The sequence below is a fragment of the Vibrio sp. 10N.286.45.E10 genome (assembly GCF_002874195.2).
Taxonomy (GTDB): domain Bacteria; phylum Pseudomonadota; class Gammaproteobacteria; order Enterobacterales; family Vibrionaceae; genus Vibrio; species Vibrio crassostreae.
Genome location: NZ_MCWD02000002.1, coordinates 149,067 through 167,552, shown reverse-complemented (window position 1 = coordinate 167,552; position 18,486 = coordinate 149,067). Strand labels below are relative to the sequence as shown.

14 protein-coding genes and 2 pseudogenes are annotated in these 18,486 nt (G+C 44.0%); 11 read left to right on the top strand and 5 right to left on the bottom strand.

Annotated features, from left to right (window positions below):
- Positions 1-72 precede the first annotated feature (72 nt).
- From BCU34_RS13875 to BCU34_RS13855, 5 genes and pseudogenes are all read left to right on the top strand, one after another.
- A complete protein-coding gene (locus BCU34_RS13875) occupies positions 73-1,836 on the top strand; it encodes an ABC transporter ATP-binding protein (RefSeq protein WP_102479303.1) in 1,764 nt (587 codons plus the stop codon).
- A pseudogene (locus BCU34_RS13870) lies at positions 1,830-3,275 on the top strand (ABC transporter ATP-binding protein); the annotation flags it as partial. The gene BCU34_RS13875 and the pseudogene BCU34_RS13870, both read left to right, overlap by 7 nt.
- Before the next feature lie 199 nt (positions 3,276-3,474).
- A complete protein-coding gene (locus BCU34_RS13865; RefSeq protein ID WP_157934939.1) occupies positions 3,475-3,618 on the top strand; it encodes a hypothetical protein in 144 nt (47 codons plus the stop codon).
- A 232-nt stretch (positions 3,619-3,850) separates the two neighbouring features.
- A complete protein-coding gene (ltrA, locus tag BCU34_RS13860) occupies positions 3,851-5,323 on the top strand; it encodes a group II intron reverse transcriptase/maturase (protein WP_102479304.1) in 1,473 nt (490 codons plus the stop codon).
- A 109-nt stretch (positions 5,324-5,432) separates the two neighbouring features.
- Positions 5,433-5,801: pseudogene (locus tag BCU34_RS13855) on the top strand (ABC transporter ATP-binding protein); the annotation flags it as partial.
- On the opposite strand, the gene BCU34_RS13850 reads toward BCU34_RS13855, so the two are convergent.
- Positions 5,798-6,948, bottom strand: a protein-coding gene (locus tag BCU34_RS13850; protein ID WP_102480628.1) for an IS3 family transposase whose coding sequence is annotated in 2 segments (ribosomal slippage) — positions 5,798-6,705 and positions 6,705-6,948 — 1,152 coding nt in all. Because the reading frame shifts where the segments join, the coding sequence is not laid out codon by codon here. The pseudogene BCU34_RS13855 and the gene BCU34_RS13850 sit on opposite strands and share 4 nt — an antisense overlap.
- A 305-nt stretch (positions 6,949-7,253) precedes the next feature.
- Between BCU34_RS13850 and BCU34_RS13845 the strand changes: the two genes are divergently transcribed.
- Both BCU34_RS13845 and BCU34_RS13840 read left to right on the top strand, forming a co-directional pair.
- The gene (locus tag BCU34_RS13845) at positions 7,254-7,520 is read left to right on the top strand and encodes a hypothetical protein (protein ID WP_048659121.1); all 267 of its coding nucleotides are present in this window, start codon (positions 7,254-7,256) and stop codon (positions 7,518-7,520) included.
- A gap of 47 nt (positions 7,521-7,567) precedes the next feature.
- Positions 7,568-8,002: a hypothetical protein gene (locus BCU34_RS13840; RefSeq protein ID WP_048659122.1), complete on the top strand. Its 435-nt coding sequence runs from the start codon at positions 7,568-7,570 to the stop codon at positions 8,000-8,002.
- 77 nt (positions 8,003-8,079) lie between these two features.
- Here BCU34_RS13840 and BCU34_RS13835 read toward each other — a convergent pair whose 3' ends face one another.
- The gene (locus BCU34_RS13835) at positions 8,080-8,595 is read right to left on the bottom strand and encodes a cytochrome b (protein ID WP_102479187.1); all 516 of its coding nucleotides are present in this window, start codon (positions 8,593-8,595) and stop codon (positions 8,080-8,082) included.
- Between the two features lie 276 nt (positions 8,596-8,871).
- On the opposite strand from BCU34_RS13835, the gene BCU34_RS13830 reads away from it, so the two are divergent.
- Both BCU34_RS13830 and BCU34_RS13825 read left to right on the top strand, forming a co-directional pair.
- The gene (locus BCU34_RS13830; protein ID WP_065677759.1) at positions 8,872-9,711 is read left to right on the top strand and encodes a tetratricopeptide repeat protein; all 840 of its coding nucleotides are present in this window, start codon (positions 8,872-8,874) and stop codon (positions 9,709-9,711) included.
- 161 nt (positions 9,712-9,872) lie between these two features.
- Positions 9,873-11,129: a peptidoglycan DD-metalloendopeptidase family protein gene (locus BCU34_RS13825; protein WP_102479183.1), complete on the top strand. Its 1,257-nt coding sequence runs from the start codon at positions 9,873-9,875 to the stop codon at positions 11,127-11,129.
- Positions 11,130-11,236: 107 nt separating this feature from the next.
- Here BCU34_RS13825 and BCU34_RS13820 read toward each other — a convergent pair whose 3' ends face one another.
- Positions 11,237-11,557, bottom strand: coding sequence for a heavy metal-binding domain-containing protein (locus BCU34_RS13820; RefSeq protein ID WP_004730185.1), 321 nt, complete (start codon positions 11,555-11,557; stop codon positions 11,237-11,239).
- Between the two features lie 71 nt (positions 11,558-11,628).
- The gene (locus BCU34_RS13815; RefSeq protein WP_102479184.1) at positions 11,629-12,555 is read right to left on the bottom strand and encodes a LysR substrate-binding domain-containing protein; all 927 of its coding nucleotides are present in this window, start codon (positions 12,553-12,555) and stop codon (positions 11,629-11,631) included.
- A 91-nt stretch (positions 12,556-12,646) separates the two neighbouring features.
- Between BCU34_RS13815 and BCU34_RS13810 the strand changes: the two genes are divergently transcribed.
- A complete protein-coding gene (locus BCU34_RS13810) occupies positions 12,647-13,663 on the top strand; it encodes a DMT family transporter (RefSeq protein WP_102479185.1) in 1,017 nt (338 codons plus the stop codon).
- A 17-nt stretch (positions 13,664-13,680) separates the two neighbouring features.
- Here the strand turns inward: BCU34_RS13810 and BCU34_RS13805 are convergent, their stop codons facing one another.
- Entirely contained in the window at positions 13,681-16,695 is a 3,015-nt protein-coding gene (locus tag BCU34_RS13805; RefSeq protein ID WP_102479186.1) for an HD domain-containing phosphohydrolase, read from the bottom strand.
- Positions 16,696-17,050: 355 nt separating this feature from the next.
- Between BCU34_RS13805 and BCU34_RS13800 the strand changes: the two genes are divergently transcribed.
- Positions 17,051-18,373 (top strand): GGDEF domain-containing protein, encoded by a 1,323-nt coding sequence (locus BCU34_RS13800; protein WP_055319405.1) that lies wholly within the window; start codon positions 17,051-17,053, stop codon positions 18,371-18,373.
- The last annotated feature ends 113 nt before the right edge of the window (positions 18,374-18,486 follow it).

Genomic DNA, 18,486 nt, shown 5'->3' with positions numbered 1-18,486 from the left:
ACCTGAGAATGTACCAAGCTCCTTGATGAATCCATGGTACAGCCGCGAACCCGTCCTCAAAGAAAGAACTCCATGAATAAAAGACAGTTTATTGCCCACTATTTGCGTATGAATCGCACTTCTTATTTGTTGGCGATAGTTTTCATTTTTCTCGTAAATTGGCTTCAAGTTGAAATACCACGCTATATCCAATTGGCGATAGATCTGATTGATGATGCTTCCTCAAGTGGCCATCAGCAGCTTCAAACCTATGTTTGGATTGTGGTTGGCATGTCGGTCGCCATGGTTGTGGTGCGTATATTGTCTCGTATCTATGCGCTTAACCCTGGGCGGATTACAGAGGCTGCGCTCAAAAGTACCCTTTTACAAAAGCTGAACCGCTTACCAAGCAGCTTTCACGAACGCTTTGCTTCTGGTCGCTTGATCTCAATAATCAACAATGACCTGAGCGGCATTCGTTTAATGTTTGGTGTCGGCTTCCTGCAGTTCTTTAATGCGTTGCTAGCCCTTTCGCTGACGCCTCTGTATATGTGGCGTATTTCACCTGAATTAACGCTTTATTCGATTATTCCTATCTCAATCGCTTTTGTGATTTTCCGTGTGGGCTTCAAGCGTATGAAAACGCTGCATTTAGAGCACATGAAGCGTCTACAAAACCTGTCTGCTCAGCTAATGAGTTACCTGTCTGGGATTGACTTGATTAAGAGCCAGCAGATGTCACCTTGGGTGAAGGCAGAAACCGAAAAGCTCAATCAACTGTTGCTTGAATGTCGTCTTAAGATCACTCGTATTCAAGTCTTCTTCATGCCGGTGCTCGATTACGCCAATGACCTAATGAAAATCATTATTATAGGTCTAGGTGGTTTTATGTTGATGAGACAGGAACTGACCCTAGGTGAAATCACAGCATTCCTAACTTACTCAGTTTTGCTCGCCATGCCGCTTATGCAACTTGGTCGAATCGCGACGATCTATCAGCGTGGTATGGTCGGCATTCAGAGCGTGCAAACCATTCTTAACGCCAAAGTACCAGAGCTAGATGAAGAAAAGCTCTCTGAGTTAGATGTTGAATCGCTAAAGGGAGAAACGTTTTCTATTCGCAATCTTAGCTTTAGTTACGCGGGTGAAGAACGCTTGATCCTTGACGACATCAGTTTTGATATTCCAGCAGGTAAGAAAGTGGGTGTGCTAGGCGGAATCGGTGCGGGCAAAACGACGTTGGTGAACTGTTTGAACCATCACTTAGACACTCCACAAGGTTCAGTACTGCTTGGTGATAGAGATATCACTAGCTTCTCGCGTAGCGATTTACGTCGTTACGTTAAAACCGTCACCCAAGACCCGTATTTGTTTTCAGCAACTGTTGAAGCGAATATTCGTTTTGGTAGCGGCGATACCGAGCTAGCAAAAAGCCAGGTTGATGAAGTGTTAGAGCTTAGCCAATTAGCCGGTGATGTGACGCGCTTTGAGCAAGGTGACCAAACCTTAGTCGGTGAGAAGGGCATTATGTTGTCAGGGGGGCAAAAACAGCGCTTGAGCATTGCTCGTGCTCTATTACAACCAACCGATCTCATCATTATGGATAACGTTCTGTCTGCCGTTGACTACGAGACTGAGAGAAAAATCTTAGAAGGCCTATTTAAGCGATTGGAAAATCAGTCGGTTCTTGTTGTCTCACATCGTGTTAATGCACTTGAATACATGGATGAAGTTATCGTGTTGAATGAAGGAAAAGTGATTGCTAAGGGCGACCATAAAACCCTACTGAAAACTTGCGATTACTACTACGAGACATGGCTACTACAGCAAAATGAAACGGAGGCAGCAGCATGTTAAAAGGTGTTGACCTCAAGTACCTCAAGCATTTCTTTAAGTTTGCTAAGAAATACAAAGGCTCGGCGATTTTGGGCATTGCGATGCTTCCGCTTTCTGTCATCACAAGCTTGTTGTTCCCATGGTTGATTATTCAAGTGATCGACGTTCAGTTGAGTCATGGTGATATGGACGGGCTGTTAGAATACGTTTTCTACCTCGTTGCTGTACTAATCGTCAGTTATGTAGTGGATACCACTTACGCATATAACCTACGTAAAACAGGTCAATACACGATTACTGACATGCGCTCAGTTCTGTTTGCTCGTGTTTTGAAATTGCCACGCAGTTACTTTGACAATACACCAATCGGTGTCACGCTCTCGCGTCTAACCAGTGATTTAGAAACCATCGGTGAGACGTTTGTTCAGTCGGTTGTCGGTTTGGTAAAAGACAGCATTAACACCATTGCGCTGCTGGTCATGATGTTCTTAATTGATTGGAAGCTGACGCTGATCGTATTGATCATCATGCCTCCGGTCATGTATCTGACTGTACATGTTCGAAATCGACTTCGTGCTCTGTATAAGGTGACTCGTTCGTCACTGGCTCAAGGTATTGGCTTCTTGCAAGAAGTGCTGTTTGGTATGAAAACCGTACAGATGTACCGAGCAGAAGAGCAAGTCGAACAACGTTATCAAGGCTATACCGACGAGTTTTTGAGAGCGCAGAAAAAGATCAATAAATACGACGCTATTCTGTTCTCATTCATTTCTGGTATTACATCCATCACCATCGCGGTAATGATTTGGTACGGTTCTGAGCAAGTGATAGAAGGGGTGCTCACCTTGGGTGTGCTGATTGCGTTCATCAACACCTTAGAAAAAGTGTTCGTACCGATTCGAGACTTCACCTCACAGATTACTTCGATTCAGAGCTCATTTGCCGCGTTCGACCATATCGAAGAGCTGTTTGTTGAACCGACCGAAGAAGAGGGGCGCAACCTGCTGCCATCAGAGAAGGTTGCTAAACCGTTAGAGCAGTTTGAAAGCCTTGAGTTTAAGAACGTAAGCTTCCGCTACAAAGATGATGCTCCGTACGTTCTAAAGAATGTCTCGTTTGTATTGGAGAAAGGGCATCAAATCGCACTGGTGGGCTCTACAGGCTCAGGTAAGTCAACGATTCTGCGTTTGATCTCGAAAACCTACCAAGACTATGAAGGCAGCATACTGCTGAATGGCATTGAGCTGTCGCAGATCTCTAGTGAAGACTCGACACATTTGTTCTCGATGATGATGCAAGATGTGCATTTATTCGAAGAGACGATTGCGTTCAATATCGCACTAGGTAAAGAACATTTATCAAGTACCGAGATTGAGCAGGCGGCGCGTTATGTTTATGCCGATAAGTTTATTGAACAACTGCCTCAAGGCTATGGCTTCCAACTAGATAAGAACGGGGCGTGCGACATGAGGTCGTATGCAGCGCTGTCCATCGCGTTAAGAATGGACCATCTGTATCACCAGATGAGCCTAGGAGCCTGAATTAAGTAGCGGCTCTGACAATGTAACGAAGACAAGAAACTATCTTGTCGGGAGCTAAATCGCGAGAGAAGGCTCCTCCTGATAACCACATAAATCGGGTGAGTGCTAGGCAGGTAGTATGGTGAACACACGTGAATCCGTTCAAGATGCGTCATATTATGAAACAGCGGAAGTGGTTTTTACGCTGTCGCCAAAAGGCACTAAGAGTAGGAAAGAGATTGCCCCATGCTCTTTCGTGATCGACACGCTCTTCGCATCATAGCGGGCACCTAACCTACCATTGCGTTGCATACGGAACATGGTAAGCCTGTATCACTCCCTCTGGGAAAGCCGAAGTGGCCGATAGTGATGCAGGTAGAGGAGGTTGGAAAAAGCAAAGGCTGCATTGTAACGATGCAGATACAGACTTGTGTCTGGTCACGAAAGTGAGCCCACTTCCAACTGGTCTCTCGTTGCGAGAGAGTTTGAAGAACTTTATTAAGGAAGAAAAGCAAATGATGGTTTCGAATGAAATTAGTGCATCTTCTGACAGTGCACAGTGGCAATCCATTAACTGGAAGGCCGTAGAGGCGAACGTCTTAAAGCTTCAAATGCGTATCGCAAAGGCAACTAGAGACGGTAAACACGGCAAAGCAAAAGCATTGCAGTGGATACTGACTCACTCTCGCTCAGCAAAACTTCTTGCTGTCAAGCGAGTCTCTCAGAATAAAGGCAGTAAAACGCCAGGAATAGACGGCGTTGTCTGGAACACAGACACGCGTCGGATGAAAGCAGTAAATCAACTGAGTCGGAAAGCTTATCAAGCGAAACCACTCAAGCGTATCTACATCCCCAAAAAGAACGGTAAGCTCAGACCACTGGGTATTCCATGCATGATTGATAGAGCCCAACAAGCTCTTCATCTTCTAGCATTAGAACCTGTGTCCGAAACGCTTGCCGATCCTAACAGCTATGGTTTTAGACCAAATCGCAGCACAGCTGACGCTGTCAGTCAGTGTTTTATATGTTTGAGTCAAAAACGATCAGCACAATGGGTTCTTGAAGGAGATATCAAAGCTTGCTTTGACAAAATCGGGCATCAGTGGCTGATGGATAACATCGCCATCGATAAACGGATGTTGGAGCAATGGCTAAAGTCAGGCTTTGTAGACAAAGGGCTGTTTTACGACACCGACGAAGGCACTCCTCAAGGCGGGATTATATCCCCCACCTTGATGTTGATGACGTTATCGGGTCTCGAGCAGCGCATTAAGTCTACCGCGCTTAAAAAAGGCGCAAGAGCTAACTTTATTGGATATGCCGACGATTTCGTTGTCACCTGCGCTTCAAAGGAAGTGTTGGAGAACGATATCAAACCACTGATTGCTGACTTCTTAGCGGTTCGAGGCTTAACGTTATCCGAAGAGAAAACGCACATTACTCACATCAACGACGGTTTTGACTTCCTTGGGTTCAACCACAGGAAGTACAAAGGAAAGCTGCTCATCAAACCGAGCAAGGCTAACACGTTGACGTTCCTAAGTAACTTGCGCGGACTCATCAAAAAGCACGTTACCTTACCGGTTAACGACCTTATCAAACTGATTAACCCAAAGCTTAGAGGGTGGTCGAACTATTATCGCCACTGCGTAGCTAAACAGGTATTCAGTTATGTCGGTCACAAACTATTTCATGCGTTATGGCATTGGGCTAAAAGGCGACATCCAACAAAATCTAGAACTTGGATCGCCTTGAAATACTTCATCAACCGAAAAGGCCAATGGCAGTTTCACGGTTGGCAGAAGATAAAGGATATGGATTGCCAGTTTAATCTTTTCCAAATAGCTAAAGTGCCAATAGAAAGACATGTGAAGATCCGAAGCGCAGCGACACCTTTCGACCCTCAATACCAAGAATACTTGGGAAAGAGGAAACACAAAAGGCCAGCTCGGAATTCTTGGATTGAACCTGCTCTATCTGCTTTATGAGTTGCTGGGTATCATTTGATGCCTTTGTAGAGGCTTGAGCCTAGTGCAGTGAAAGTTGCACGCTGGGTTCTAAGGGAGACGGCACTTGGTAACAAGTGTCGTCCACCCGACAAACTTATCGGTAGGGCAGACGCAGCTGATTTCGTTCGCTAGAGCTGTCGCCCAAGGTGGACAACTGATGATGCTAGATGAGGCAACCAGCTCGGTAGATTCGATTACCGAGGATCTCATTCAAAAAGCGATGCAGCGTCTGTTCAAAGAGAAAACCGTGATTGCGATTGCCCACCGTTTGAGTACTGTTCGTCACTCAGACACCATTTTGGTGTTGGAAAAGGGTGAAATTGTTGAGCAAGGTAATCATCAACAACTGGTGGCGCACAATGGTATTTATGCTGGCTTGTTACAAGAATCGATTGTAGAAACGGGCGATTCTCAAGCTACGTTTGATCTGCTCCAGTTAGACTGGACACCGCATTAAGCGACATATTGTTTTTCAAAGTTAACTGGACTTAGATACCCAAGGGCACTGTGCCTTCTTGTTCGATTATAATCAACTTCGATATATTCAAAAAGTGCTTGGCGCATCTCTTCTCGCGTCATTATCGGCTCGTATTGAACGGCTTCTACTTTCATTGAGTGGAAAAAGCTTTCAACACAGGCGTTATCCCAGCAATTTCCCTTCCTACTCATACTTTGTTTTAGATTATGGGCTGAGATTAAGTCTCTGTAATCTTTTGAACAATATTGGCTACCTCTATCACTATGGATAATTACCCCTTCGGGCATGCCTCTACGGAACAATGCCATTGATAGCGCATCACAGACCAGAGTCGCGGTCATTCTGGTGCTCATTGACCAACCAACTACTTGCCGTGAGTACAAGTCGATAACAACCGCCAAATACATCCAACCTTCGCTTGTCGCTAGATAGGTAATATCTCCAGCCCATTTTTGGTTTGGTGCTGTCGCATTAAAATCTTGCTCTAGCAAGTTCGGGGCAACAGGAAGCCTATGCTTGCTGTCTGTCGTACATTTAAACTTACGGGCTGCCTTCGCGACTAAGCTCTGGCGCTTCATGCTCGTGGCAATGGTTTTTACATCGTGCTTATTACCATTTGCCTCAAGTTCTTTTTGAATACGCCTTGCACCGTCGCGTTCCTTTTTATCATCAAAGACTTCTCGAACTTTGCTGTCAAGCTGCTTTCGGTGCTCGTTGCGTTGAGTGACTTTATGGCGATTATCAATCCAATAATAAAACCCACTTCGAGAAACCCCAAACACCTTAGCCATACGGACAATCCTATATTGCATAAGGTGTTCGAGCATAAACTCATAGCAATCTACTTTAGATTTTTCGCGAAGTAGGTGGCGGCCTTTTTTACGATATCTAGCTCTTCAGCTTGCTCAGCCAATAACCGTTTGAGTTTGGCATTTTCAGTGGCGAGTTCCCTTTCTCTATCGCTGATTTTCGCATCTTTTTTGACGGCTTTACGCCATCCATAAATTTGAGATTCATACAACGATAGCTGTCGTGCCGCAGCAGCGACACCGACTTTCTCTGCCAACTTAAGTGCTTCGGATTTAAATTCAGGAGCATGTTTGATTCGTGTTTTCTTAGTTGTCATTGTTCACCTCGTTAGTGATTGTACTCACTTAACTCAGTGTCCAAAACTTCTGGTGCAGATCAGTTAGCCTAATTGCCCAAAATCAGGCTGTTGCTTTCAATAAGACGAATTGGTCTTGTCTATGCTTCACCAGTTTCTATTGTTTTCTAATATTCCCAATGGGTTAGGGAAATTAAACATATTTTTCGATTATTAATATGTTATGATCCCCCTACTACTAAAGGGGTGTCTTCGGGCATCGGGATGTATGCGAGCAAAACGTAAGTGCTTGTGTCAGTCACTTTCTGGCGAATATGGAATCGAAAATGTTGTTGGAAGAAGTTGTAGAAATTATTGAATTAACCGACTCAGACCATTTATCTCAAGCAATGGAACTGTTTAACGAGCATGGCTTTGTTGACGCAGAGCACTTACCTTTTATGACGGTTGTTTTTGAAACAGCGCCAGAGCACCTTGCGAAAAAGTTGTCGCAAATAGGCTTTAAAGGTTTAGTAAAAGTAGAGAAGAGCGAAGACGCAACTGGCTTTATGATTGTTGATGCTGAACAAATCCAGTTTAGCAAAAGCGCGTAATTGGAATCGCTCCCTAACATCCATTATGACTATTTGAGGTTAACACAGTGACAACAGCTACCGTTTCATCAACAGAGCAACACGTATCCAATGAACATGCACTTTTGGGTGCGTCGTTATTAGCATCACAAAAAGTAGAACTGGCGCTGTTTACTGTGATCTCTAAATTAACTAAAGCATTATCAAAAGAGCAGCAACAGTCATTAGGTTTGGATCTGGATACCTTTTTAAGGGAGACCTCAAGTGAACAAGCCTCTACGTTGAGCCTATACGAACAGACGTTTGGTGAGCAGCTTCCTTTGAAGACAAATGAACTTAACGATTTTATTTATCATCGAAACTTGGTAACTCGAGGCTTTTGGCGAGTGACTGGCGCCGATGTTAAAGGCGGCGAGAAGCTTGCTAACCCAGAACTTTATTTAAAAGAGTTCTTGGCAAAATGTGAATACTGGCAAGTGATGCTTGATACCCAAACCAAGTAAGCGAATTGAAATAAGAAAGCCATAGCGAACATGCTATGGCTTTTTTGTTTGTGTAAACCGTCCTGAGTTCTCTGATTCTAGAGCATCATCTTCAATACATAGTTCTTAGAGACAAAGTGGTGTTTAAGGGCGGCACTGATATGCAGCACAATTAAACAGGCGAGGACAATACAACTGGCACGATGTAGATAGAAAAAGAAGCCGTTGATTGCAGAGTTGGTAATTAGGTTATTTACGCCCACTAGCCAAAATAAAGAGTACGGCTCCTTTAGCATTAAGTAACCGGTGCTGAAAACCATAAACATCACAAGGTACATCAAAGAATGTGCAAGCTTAGCTACACATTTTTGCCCTTCAGGCACAGAGGTTGGCATGTTTGGCGATGAGCGAAAGTGGCTCCAGATATAACGCACCACGAGCAGCGGTGTCGCAACGGTCGCCAATGACATGTTGAGCACTGACAAAAAAGAAAACAGCTCTGGATGGCTGGTGACATAGTGCATCACATCCCCTGCTATTGTTGCGTAGATGATTACAGAAGCCATTACCCAGTGCAGTACACGGCTTAATAAATCGTATCGTGGATTATTCAAATTAACCTCGCTCTGATCGTTATTAATATAAGATTCATCTCGATGCAATAAATCAATTTTTGGTATATTCGCATCGCGAATTAATTATATAGAACAGTATTACGCGGTATTTTTATAATTTAGAAATTAATGATGTTGCTTCAGGTGTTTTATAATTATCAATGATGTTTTAGAGTGTTAATTCCAATATGGACATGGCAAAATTGTCGACTTCCTAGCTTGTATGCTTATTACGAGATACAGTTAGTCTAAAGATAAATATATAAGGAATGTATAATGCTTCGAATCTTATTGATTGCAGTTATCTCGGTGTTCAGCGCGATGAGTTTTGCAAGCGAAGAGGTTAAGTACTCTGAACAAGAGTATTTGGATAGACCGCTGATGGAGCGCTATATCTTGGATGAGCTGAAGCAACTACGAATGGAACAGCAAGATCTTGAAAGACGCTTGACCATTCAGATGACTGACCGGGAACTGACTGTGGCAGACAAGTCTCTGAATTACGCCAATGTAACCGTAACCTACTTCTTCTACATTATTGCCGGTGTTGCCTCCCTAATTGCATTGGTGGGTTGGCAATCACTCAAAGAGTTGAAACACACCACCAAAGAGATGGCTGACCGACGACTCAACGACATAGCCCAAGATTATGAGAAGAAGTTTAACGTTCTTGAAAGGGATCTTAAGCGTAAGACTCGAATCATCTCAGAGAACAACCGAGAAATCGAAATCATCAATGAAATTCATAATTTATGGTTGAGGGCTCAGAATGCTCAAACCGCCGAGCAGAAAATTGAAATCTACGATGAGATCTTAAAAGTTCGCCCGGGTGATTTGGAAGCACTAACTTACAAAGCCGATGCCGCAATGGACATGCAGGAATACCACTGGGCGATGAGCTTATGTAATCGCGTGTTGGAAGTGGACGATCAAAATGCTCACGCCTTGTATCAACGTGCTTGTGCCTACGCAAGGTTAGGTGCTGAAGGCCAAGCGATCGATGACTTAGAGCGCTCTATCGAAGCCAGTGGTTCAATGCGAGAGTTATTGGCTGATGAACCTGACTTTGAGATGCTGCGTGGCTTAGAACGCTTCGAAGCACTTCGTGAAGAATAATGCTAGATAAAGAGTAGTGTTAACTAAGATGGTGGGCCTTGCATGCCCACCATATTTTCACGCCTATCGCGCTGCGGTTTCTTACATTTCATTTATTTCTTTGAATGAATTGTTATGTTATAACACTTTCTAAGTTCCTCGTTATAACCGCTAAGTATTTTATGAAGTTCCTCCGTATTGGCCTGATCGTTATTGCTATCAGCGCATTTTCCCTTGCTGCTTTGCTCTCTTTTCATCCTGAACCAGAAAAAGAAATCTCGATAAAAGTCACGCCTTATCAAGAACTGCACACGGACGGTGAGGAACAGGCGCCGCCACAAACCAATTCGAACTCAATGATCAAAATTCACTACTTTGTGAAGGTTGGGGATACCCTCAGTAATATATTCGAATCGTGGAATCTGCCCTATGAAACGGTTCACAAGGTCATGGAAGCGGATCTTGAATCTTTGAAACTCGACACAATAAAGCCTGGTGACCATCTAGAGTTGCTATTGGATAGTGACTCTAAACAACTCGTAGAGCTCATTTTCCATGAAAGTCTCGTAGAACAAGCTGTCTTTACGAAAAGTGATGATGGAAGCTTTAACTACCAATTTCATGAAATGCCTGGTGAATGGAAGGAAAAACTCTACGCGGGCAGTGTTCATGGTAGCTTTTCAACATCTGCATACAAAGCGGGGCTTACGACAGCTCAGATAGCCAATATTACTCGCACGTTGAAAGATAAAGTTAACTTCGCTCGTGAACTAAGAGCAGGTGACAGCTTTAATGTACTGGTCAAAGAGCAGTACACGAATGATCATTTAACGGGCAAAACAGAAGTTCAAGGTATCTCAATTCAATTAAGAAACCGAGAAGTGGCGGCGTTTCTTGCGCCTGACGGTCTTTTCTACGACAGAGAGGGTAATAGTCTAGAGCAAGCTTTCGATAGATACCCTGTAGACAGAAAATTCCGAAGAATTACCTCATCGTTCAACCCTAAACGAAGACACCCAGTGACAGGGCGTATTTCGCCACACAATGGTACTGACTTTGCGACGCCTGTGGGCGCACCCGTATACTCAACGGGTGATGGCCGTGTTGTGGCGCTTCGTGACCACCCTTATGCCGGGAAATACTTGGTGATTGAACATAACAGCGTATACACGACACGTTATCTTCACTTGAGCCGCTTCCTCGTTAAGAAAGGTCAGCAAATTAAGCGAGGTCAGAAAATCGCGTTATCAGGTGCAACTGGCCGTATCACAGGTCCTCATTTGCACTTTGAGGTATTGGTTCGTGGTCGAGCAGTCGATGCGATGAAGGCTAACTTACCGATGGCAAGCTCAATTATGCCTAAAGATAGGAAAGAATTTTTGGCTCGAATGGCCTCTTTTGATGCCATGATCTCTGAGCCAGCAGGTCGTGCGAGTTAGAGCTATTCAAGCCTAAGTTGTCCAACGAATACAATAACGCCCCTTAGCTAACGATTTAGCTAAGGGGCGTTTTTTTAGGTAATCACACGATTTAGCGAGTGATTCAACTAAGCCACAACCACTGCTGTGCCGCTTGCTGAAACCATCAGCATGCCATTACCTGTGCCAAGCACTTCGTAATCAATATCGACACCAACTACCGCGTTGGCACCTGCTTCAATCGCTTTCTGTTCTAGCTCTTTGAATGCGTAGTTACGTGCTTTCTCCAGCTCTTTTTCGTAAGTGCCAGAACGCCCACCCACAAAGTCACGAATACCCGAAAACATATCTTTAAACACGTTCACCCCTAGGATAGCTTCTCCGGCAATAACCCCTTTGTAATCGACAATGCGTTTGCCTTCGACAGATTGCGTAGTGGTAATAATCATAATGGCCTCTGTAAGTTAGATGAGTTGTAACTAGCTGAATAACGGCTAGCTGTATTTGGGCTGGAGCAGTTTTATTCCTGAATATCACCGCTGATTATTGTCTCTGAGCGTGTGAATTCATGTCTCAACCATGTTCTCAGTTTTAGCACACTTTCTTGTTTTAATTTGTTTTTCGGGCAAACAAAGTAGAAATCTTGGTGCGGGTTAGCTACTGGATCGCCAAGCTCTACCAGCATGCCGTGGCTAATATCATCTTTCACAAACAAGCGATGCGTTACTAATACGCCTAATGAGCGAATTGCAGCTTGCACGGCTTGAATGGAGACATCGAATGTTAGATTGCTATGGAATGTGGGCAGTGGGATTTGGTAATTGTCGCACCATACCTGCCAGTCGTGTTGTCGCCTTAGGTTAAAAACACCAATGGTCGGGTTTTGTTTGACGAGTTGTTGAACGCTTAACTCACTCTGGTTTTTTAGCAGAGTTGGACTGCATACCAAGACCAGATCATCATCGCCAAGCTTTTCGCTGTAATACTGATCCCATTCATTCGGTTTGCCGTGCACAAGGGCAATATCGACACCTTCCTGCTCTAGATCAAAAGGGCCAGTTAAGGTGGAAATACGGATATCAAGTGAGGGAGAAAAAGCTTGGAAATCGGGGACGCGGGGAATCCACCAATGCATCGCGAGTGAATTGACCATGTTGAGGGTAATGCGGTGGTCGTTAGGTGTTCTGGCAAGCTCTTCGGTCGCCTCTATCACTTGCTCAAGTGCGGGCGCGACTTTGCGGTAATAACGCTTACCTGCGGCATTAAGAACAACACGACGGCCGACTCGTTGAAACAAAGGCTTGTTGACCAGTTGTTCTAACGACTTTATGGATTGGCTTACCGCTGAGTGACTGACATACAACACCCGCGCGGCGTCAGTCATGCTGCCAGTTTCAGCAACGGCAATGAAAGCGTAAACGGATTTAAGCGGAACGAGTTTTTTCATTGGTAAGTTTTCCTTACAGTTATGGTTAATATTACTCGCTATTTTTCATCACGTCACGCCACTAAAATGGGTGTAATAGGAGGTGATAATTATGTCTGATATTACCAAGGCAACGACTTTCATGTTGTTGTCGACGTTCAGTTTGTCTTTAAGTGGCTTAATGGCCAAATATCTATCTGAAGTGATGCCCACTTCGTTACTCAGTTTTGTGCGGTTTTTTTTACCCAGTCTGTTCTTATTTCTTTTTCTGACCTTTTACAAAATCAGCAAGCCGACACGAGAAATGTGGAAACCTTTGGTGATGCGGGCGATCTTTATGGTGGCGTGTCAGTGGTGTTTCCTTACTTCACTGCAAACCTTAACGCTTGTTGAAGGGGTAGTGTTGTTCAGCACTGGTCCTCTGTTTATTCCATTGTTAGAAAAGTTAATATTTAGAACCAAGATTCGTACAACGACGATAGTGTGTTTAGTTGTCACCTTTGTTGGTGTAGTGATGATGGCAGGGGATTGGTCGCAGTTTGAATTTGGCTCAGAGTTCTTTAGACCAGCACTGCTGCTTGGTTTAATGGCGGGCATGTTTAATTCAGGCTCGCAAGTGAGCTTGTACCGGGCGTCTAAAACCAGCCTTTCGCCAGCAGAGCTCAATGCGTGGACCTTCTTAGTCGCGGCAATCATTGTGATTCCAATGGTGGTGTTTACTTCAGTTTCTGCGGTGCCTGATGTGCTTGAAAGTGCAGAGAAAGGAACCTTGTCGGCGTTACTGTCTTTTGATGATTTACGCTGGATTGCTCTCGTAGCTTTCGGCCTTGCACTGTTTACCATCAATACCCAAATCTTCCGTTCCAAAGCGTATAAGCTGGCAGATAGCGGTTCCCAGTTGGCACCTCTAATTTTTACAAACATGTTGTTTAGCGCGTTATGGCAGGGGTTATTCTTTGATGATGTGTTTTCTACTCAGCAGATGATTGGCATTAACCTCATTGTCGTGGCGAGCATCACCAATACCTTGTTAGCTAAAAAGCGTAGTAAAGATGGGCAAGCAGCCAAGCCAACGAGCAACTCCAAAGAGAGCTCGGTGTTGGGTTTACAGCCAATAGTTAAGCGCTAAACCTTGTCAGTAACGGTTCAAAAAAGTGAGCGAATATACTCTTTTACTTTGTTGATATGTTTTGTCTCATCAACTTCGCATCGTTGGTTTGGAGCAAGGAATCGCTCTGCGTATTTGTTGTAAATTCTGTTTTCTAGGAACAGTAAATAGAGCTTAGGATCAATATGACCGCTGGTGGCCATGTTGGTCATGATATTGAGCGATTCACTGAGCAGTTTTCCTTTTTTATACGGACGGTCGCTGGAAGTCAGGGCTTCAAACACGTCAGCAATCGCCATGGCTCGGGACGGCAAAGGTAATTGATCTTCACTCAACCCACGAGGGTAGCCCTTACCATCAATACGTTCATGATGCCCACTGGCAATTTCGGGAATATTTTGCAGGTAAGGTGGGTAAGGGAGCTTGTTTAACATGGTGAAGGTCTGAATGATATGGTCATTGATCATGAAGCGTTCTTCTTCGTTGAGAGTGCCACGACTGACTTTCAAATTGTGCAGCTCGCCTTGGTTGTATTTGACCTCTCCAGGCTTAAGGACGAACTCTTCTTGCCACAATTCTGCTGGGTTAAAGCCATTATCCCATGGGATCTTGTGCTCTGGCTTGTCCGCAAGGAGTGGTTCCATCACTGGTAATGTCTGTTCACTGTTATCTGGTTTAGCGTCGGCAGATTGTGACGATTTCTGCCACGAGTTGTACCTCTCTTTTTCAGCCCAAGATATTCCAAGTTGATCATTTAACGTTCGTTTCCATTGACGCTTGGCTATTTGGTCCAATCGTTCCAACTGTTCTTGTGTCATTGATTCTCCGCCAAGGTTGCACTGAGCAACAAAGGTAAACTCTTCATCGAGGTCGGAAAGGGTTTGTTCTAGGATCTGTAGCTGCTCTTCTTGAAGTCCACCATTCGCCATCGCTTTCCAGTAGTCAGTTTCGGCTTGTTGTTTGAGTAGTTCAAATCGCATACGAACTTCGTGGATTCGGTCGTAAATGGTCTCAAGTTTGGTTGCTTTGTCTACCACATACTCTGGGGTGGTGACTTTCCCACAGTCATGTAACCACGCGGCTAACATCAACTCTTCCCACTGCTTGTTGTCCAGAGAGAACTGAGGGTAATAACGGTCGTCATCGATAGTCGCTTGGGTTAACCATTTGGTCAGCTCGGGTACTCGTTGGCAGTGACCTCCAGTGTATGGGGATTTGGTATCAATCGCAGAGGCGATCAGCTCAATAAAAGCATTAAGCATGTCTTTCTGTTGCTGCATTTGGTCAATGTTGTCTTTGGCTATTTCCGCAAAGCTCAATAACTCTCTTAAAAAGGCGTGTTTATCTGCTTGAGCTTTGGTAATCGGCCTTTCATAGCCAATCGCCACAATACCAACCAACAGTTTTTCGCGGTTCAATAATGGGAACAAGTACAGGTCTGAGTTGAAGATAGAGTCTTGATAATAGTTGAGTACATTGTCTTCTCGATTTAGGTGGATGGTCTCTCCTGACTTGAGTTTGCACAGTAACCAAGGTGTGTGTTTGATGAAGTCATTGATGTCTGCTTTGAAGGGAATGATCGCTAGGTTGGCGGCGGTATCAAATACATCTTTCTTCTCTGATTGAGTAAACAGCACAATGGTTTCGGCCATGGTTATCAGATAGCTTTGGTGAGCGATGTTCTTGGCAAGTATCGAGAACTCCTGATTCCCTGCCGTGTCCCGAAGTAAGTTGATGAGGTCATGAAGCGTGTGTTCCATTAATTCGATGGAATGGGCGAGGTTAGCTACCTCTTTGATCATGCTCTTCGGATAATGGGTACGACGGAAATCGAATCGTGCAATGTTATCGGTAAGCTGCATCAGAGTATTAAGCGGCTGGGACAGCCGATTAGCTACTAGCCACACGATACCAAAGCAGATAAACAACATCCCAATCGCGACCGCGACCTGTTTGTCACGCATTGAAATGAGGTCAGAAAGCAGTTCATTGTGTGGTGTCGCCTCTGCCAAATAGAGGGTCACGTTTTGGGTGAGCTCAACCGGAGTTAAGGTCAGTGCCCATGTATTCAGGTTGTACTCGACGTTTTTGAGATTGAGGTTAAACTTTTCCTCATCTGAGATTAGCGGCCCCAATACTGAAGATTTTAACGCTTCCATTTGCTCTCGTTTGGGGATGTTGAAAAAGCTCTGCTCCTGCTCACTACCAGAGAGTTTTCCAGCGCCATTTACATTATTAGTATCGTCATGGTTAGCTTGGAAGGTGAGGTTAGAGGTCGTTAAATCCAGTTGATGCTGACCCAGAAGATTAAAGTGCTGGTCAAATAGAGCCAGTCTGGTCTGCGGAGAGTAGGCCAGCTCACTGATCTGAGAAGAGAGTGAACTCAGCGTGAAGTCGGCGCCTACCACATGCTTGCCATCGGCTGAACGCCTAGACAGTGTAATGCCATTGGTTTTAAGAAAATAAAAAAGATAGGGCTCGGATAGGTGGATTGAACCATCGGGCTTTGCATTGCGATACCAAGTACGAGTCGTTGGGTTAAATATACTCTCGCTTTGTACCGTGCTGATGACCTGATGCACACCATCGTGGTAGGTAATAAAGTTCTCACCATCCAAATTAGTGCTACTGACCATCATGGTCGCTTTGGCAGGGGCATTATTTTCGGCCCTTTGTTTATTGGTGCTCAAGGGCCGGAATATTCTAAAGTTGCCATCCTCCGAGCCATAGAAGAGCGCAACTAAATTAGTATTCTGTTTGAAGATGATATCGACTGATGCTAGCCAAGACTCCTTATCGGTAGAGGAGCTTTGTTGATTAACAAACGGACTGACCGCCATCACGTTCAAAGTGGTGATGACAGGCGCTACTGCTTGCTTGAACACTGATTCCAGTTTATCACGATGCTCATTACTGACCTCACGAACTGTGCCCAATAGCAGCTCTTGAGAATGCCGATAGCTTATTGATATCAAAACTGCACCGACAAACGTTGTCAAAATTAGGAAAAGGCTAGTGATGTGGATACTCAGCGGATAACGTCTTCGTCTCATCTAACACTCCAGCGTGTGAACTGGTTTAAGTATTGACGAACTTGGGTAGGTTGCAAAAAATTGGTGCAATTAAGGCGGCGCTGCGACAAAGTCGTGCTTCCGATAGCTAAGTGAAATGAGAATAAAGCCTTATCTTTAAGTGCTAATGGTCAGTTGTGGTTGGTAGGGTTGCTCCGAGATGCTGTACAGGCTCGATGTGGGCAATACATATCTAGTGTTATTAATATTCCTGACTAGAAAAACAAGCATTCCGAGTGTTTTATCAATTAAGCGTTATTATGTTAATATCATCAGTTATTTTGCACATCTATAAAACATCTAGGTGCTGTATGTGTTGAGCCTAGAAGGAACAGTAATGACGTTAGAAGCCTATATTCTCAATGTAGGAATATACTCAATTTTCCCATTGTATTTTGCTACGTTAAAAAATCGTGTGCGTACAGCTGCATTTTATAACTATCTTAGTATTGTACTTTTAGTGGGAGGGCTTGCTGGTGCAGTTTATTCCTTTCCTTTATCCGAAGATTTAAGTATTTCAGGCGGAAATATTGCTTATGGTGCATTCATGATGAGCACTATAATGCTCATTATTATTGAGCGGGATTTTAGCACTTTTAAACACATGTTTCTGTTAGTAGTAGCTGTGGATTTGATTGCCTTTGTTGGTTTCAACTTTATGGCTTGGTTACTGGAATCGGAGTATGCGTTGAACCCTTTTGCAATCCCTTTCAGCATCTTTGACGTATCGTTGAAAGTTCTTGTTCTTGGAGGGGTTTTGATTCTCCTCGAAATATTGTTATTGATGTTTATTTTTACACAAGTGAGTAAGTTCCTTTCCAACCTACCAGCGTTGGCATTCATCTATACGCTAGCCTTTGTTTTTATCCTTTGTTTGGATGGAGTACTGTTTCCTGTTTTAGCTTTTGGCCTGAGCCCGCAAATCGTTTCTATCATATTCGGAAATATACAGGGTAAGTTGCTGATTGCGGCCTGCTATAGTGTCCCAATGCTGATCTTCTACTTTTTGTTTAGGGGAGATTTTGCCAAGTTTGTTAGTTCGCCACTATCCATAAAGGATTTGACTAAAGCTCCTAGAAAAGAGTTGCTGGCAACATTGTATCAATATGAGTTGCGTGATGAGCAATTGCAGAGAGAAAAACAAGATCTCACAAAGATTGCACTTTTTGATGAGCTAACCTCTCTTGCTAATAGACGTAAATTCAATCAAAAGTTTGAGTCTGAATGGTCTAGATGTGAACGCGAAGGGCAAACTTTAACCTTAGTGATCGGTGATATTGATTTTTTCAAGCAATATAATGATGCGTATGGCCACCATCAAGGAGATGTTTGCCTTAAACAAGTCGCAAAGTTATGGAAGCAAATTTTTAATCGTCCCTCAGACCTTGCTGCTCGCATAGGAGGCGAGGAATTTGCCATTATATTGCCAAGCACATCTATAGAACAAAGCAGAGCTCGCCTTAATTCATTCTTAACGGTTTTGCACAGTCAATCGATTCCTCATCGTTCCTCACCCATTGCTTCTCATGTAACGATGAGCCTAGGTGTAGCGGAATGCGTTCCGACGAAAAGCACATCGCCAAATGATCTGTTTATGCTTGCTGATAAGCGCCTTTACAAAGCAAAGAATAGCGGGAGAAATCAGGTTATTGTCGATTGAATTAATTTTAACAATACTGAATGATGAACAGTATATGATTTCAAATCGCTCAGCATCACATTAAGCAGGTGTCTGTTGGGCATTTTTGAAGAAGCTATATTAGACCAACCCAA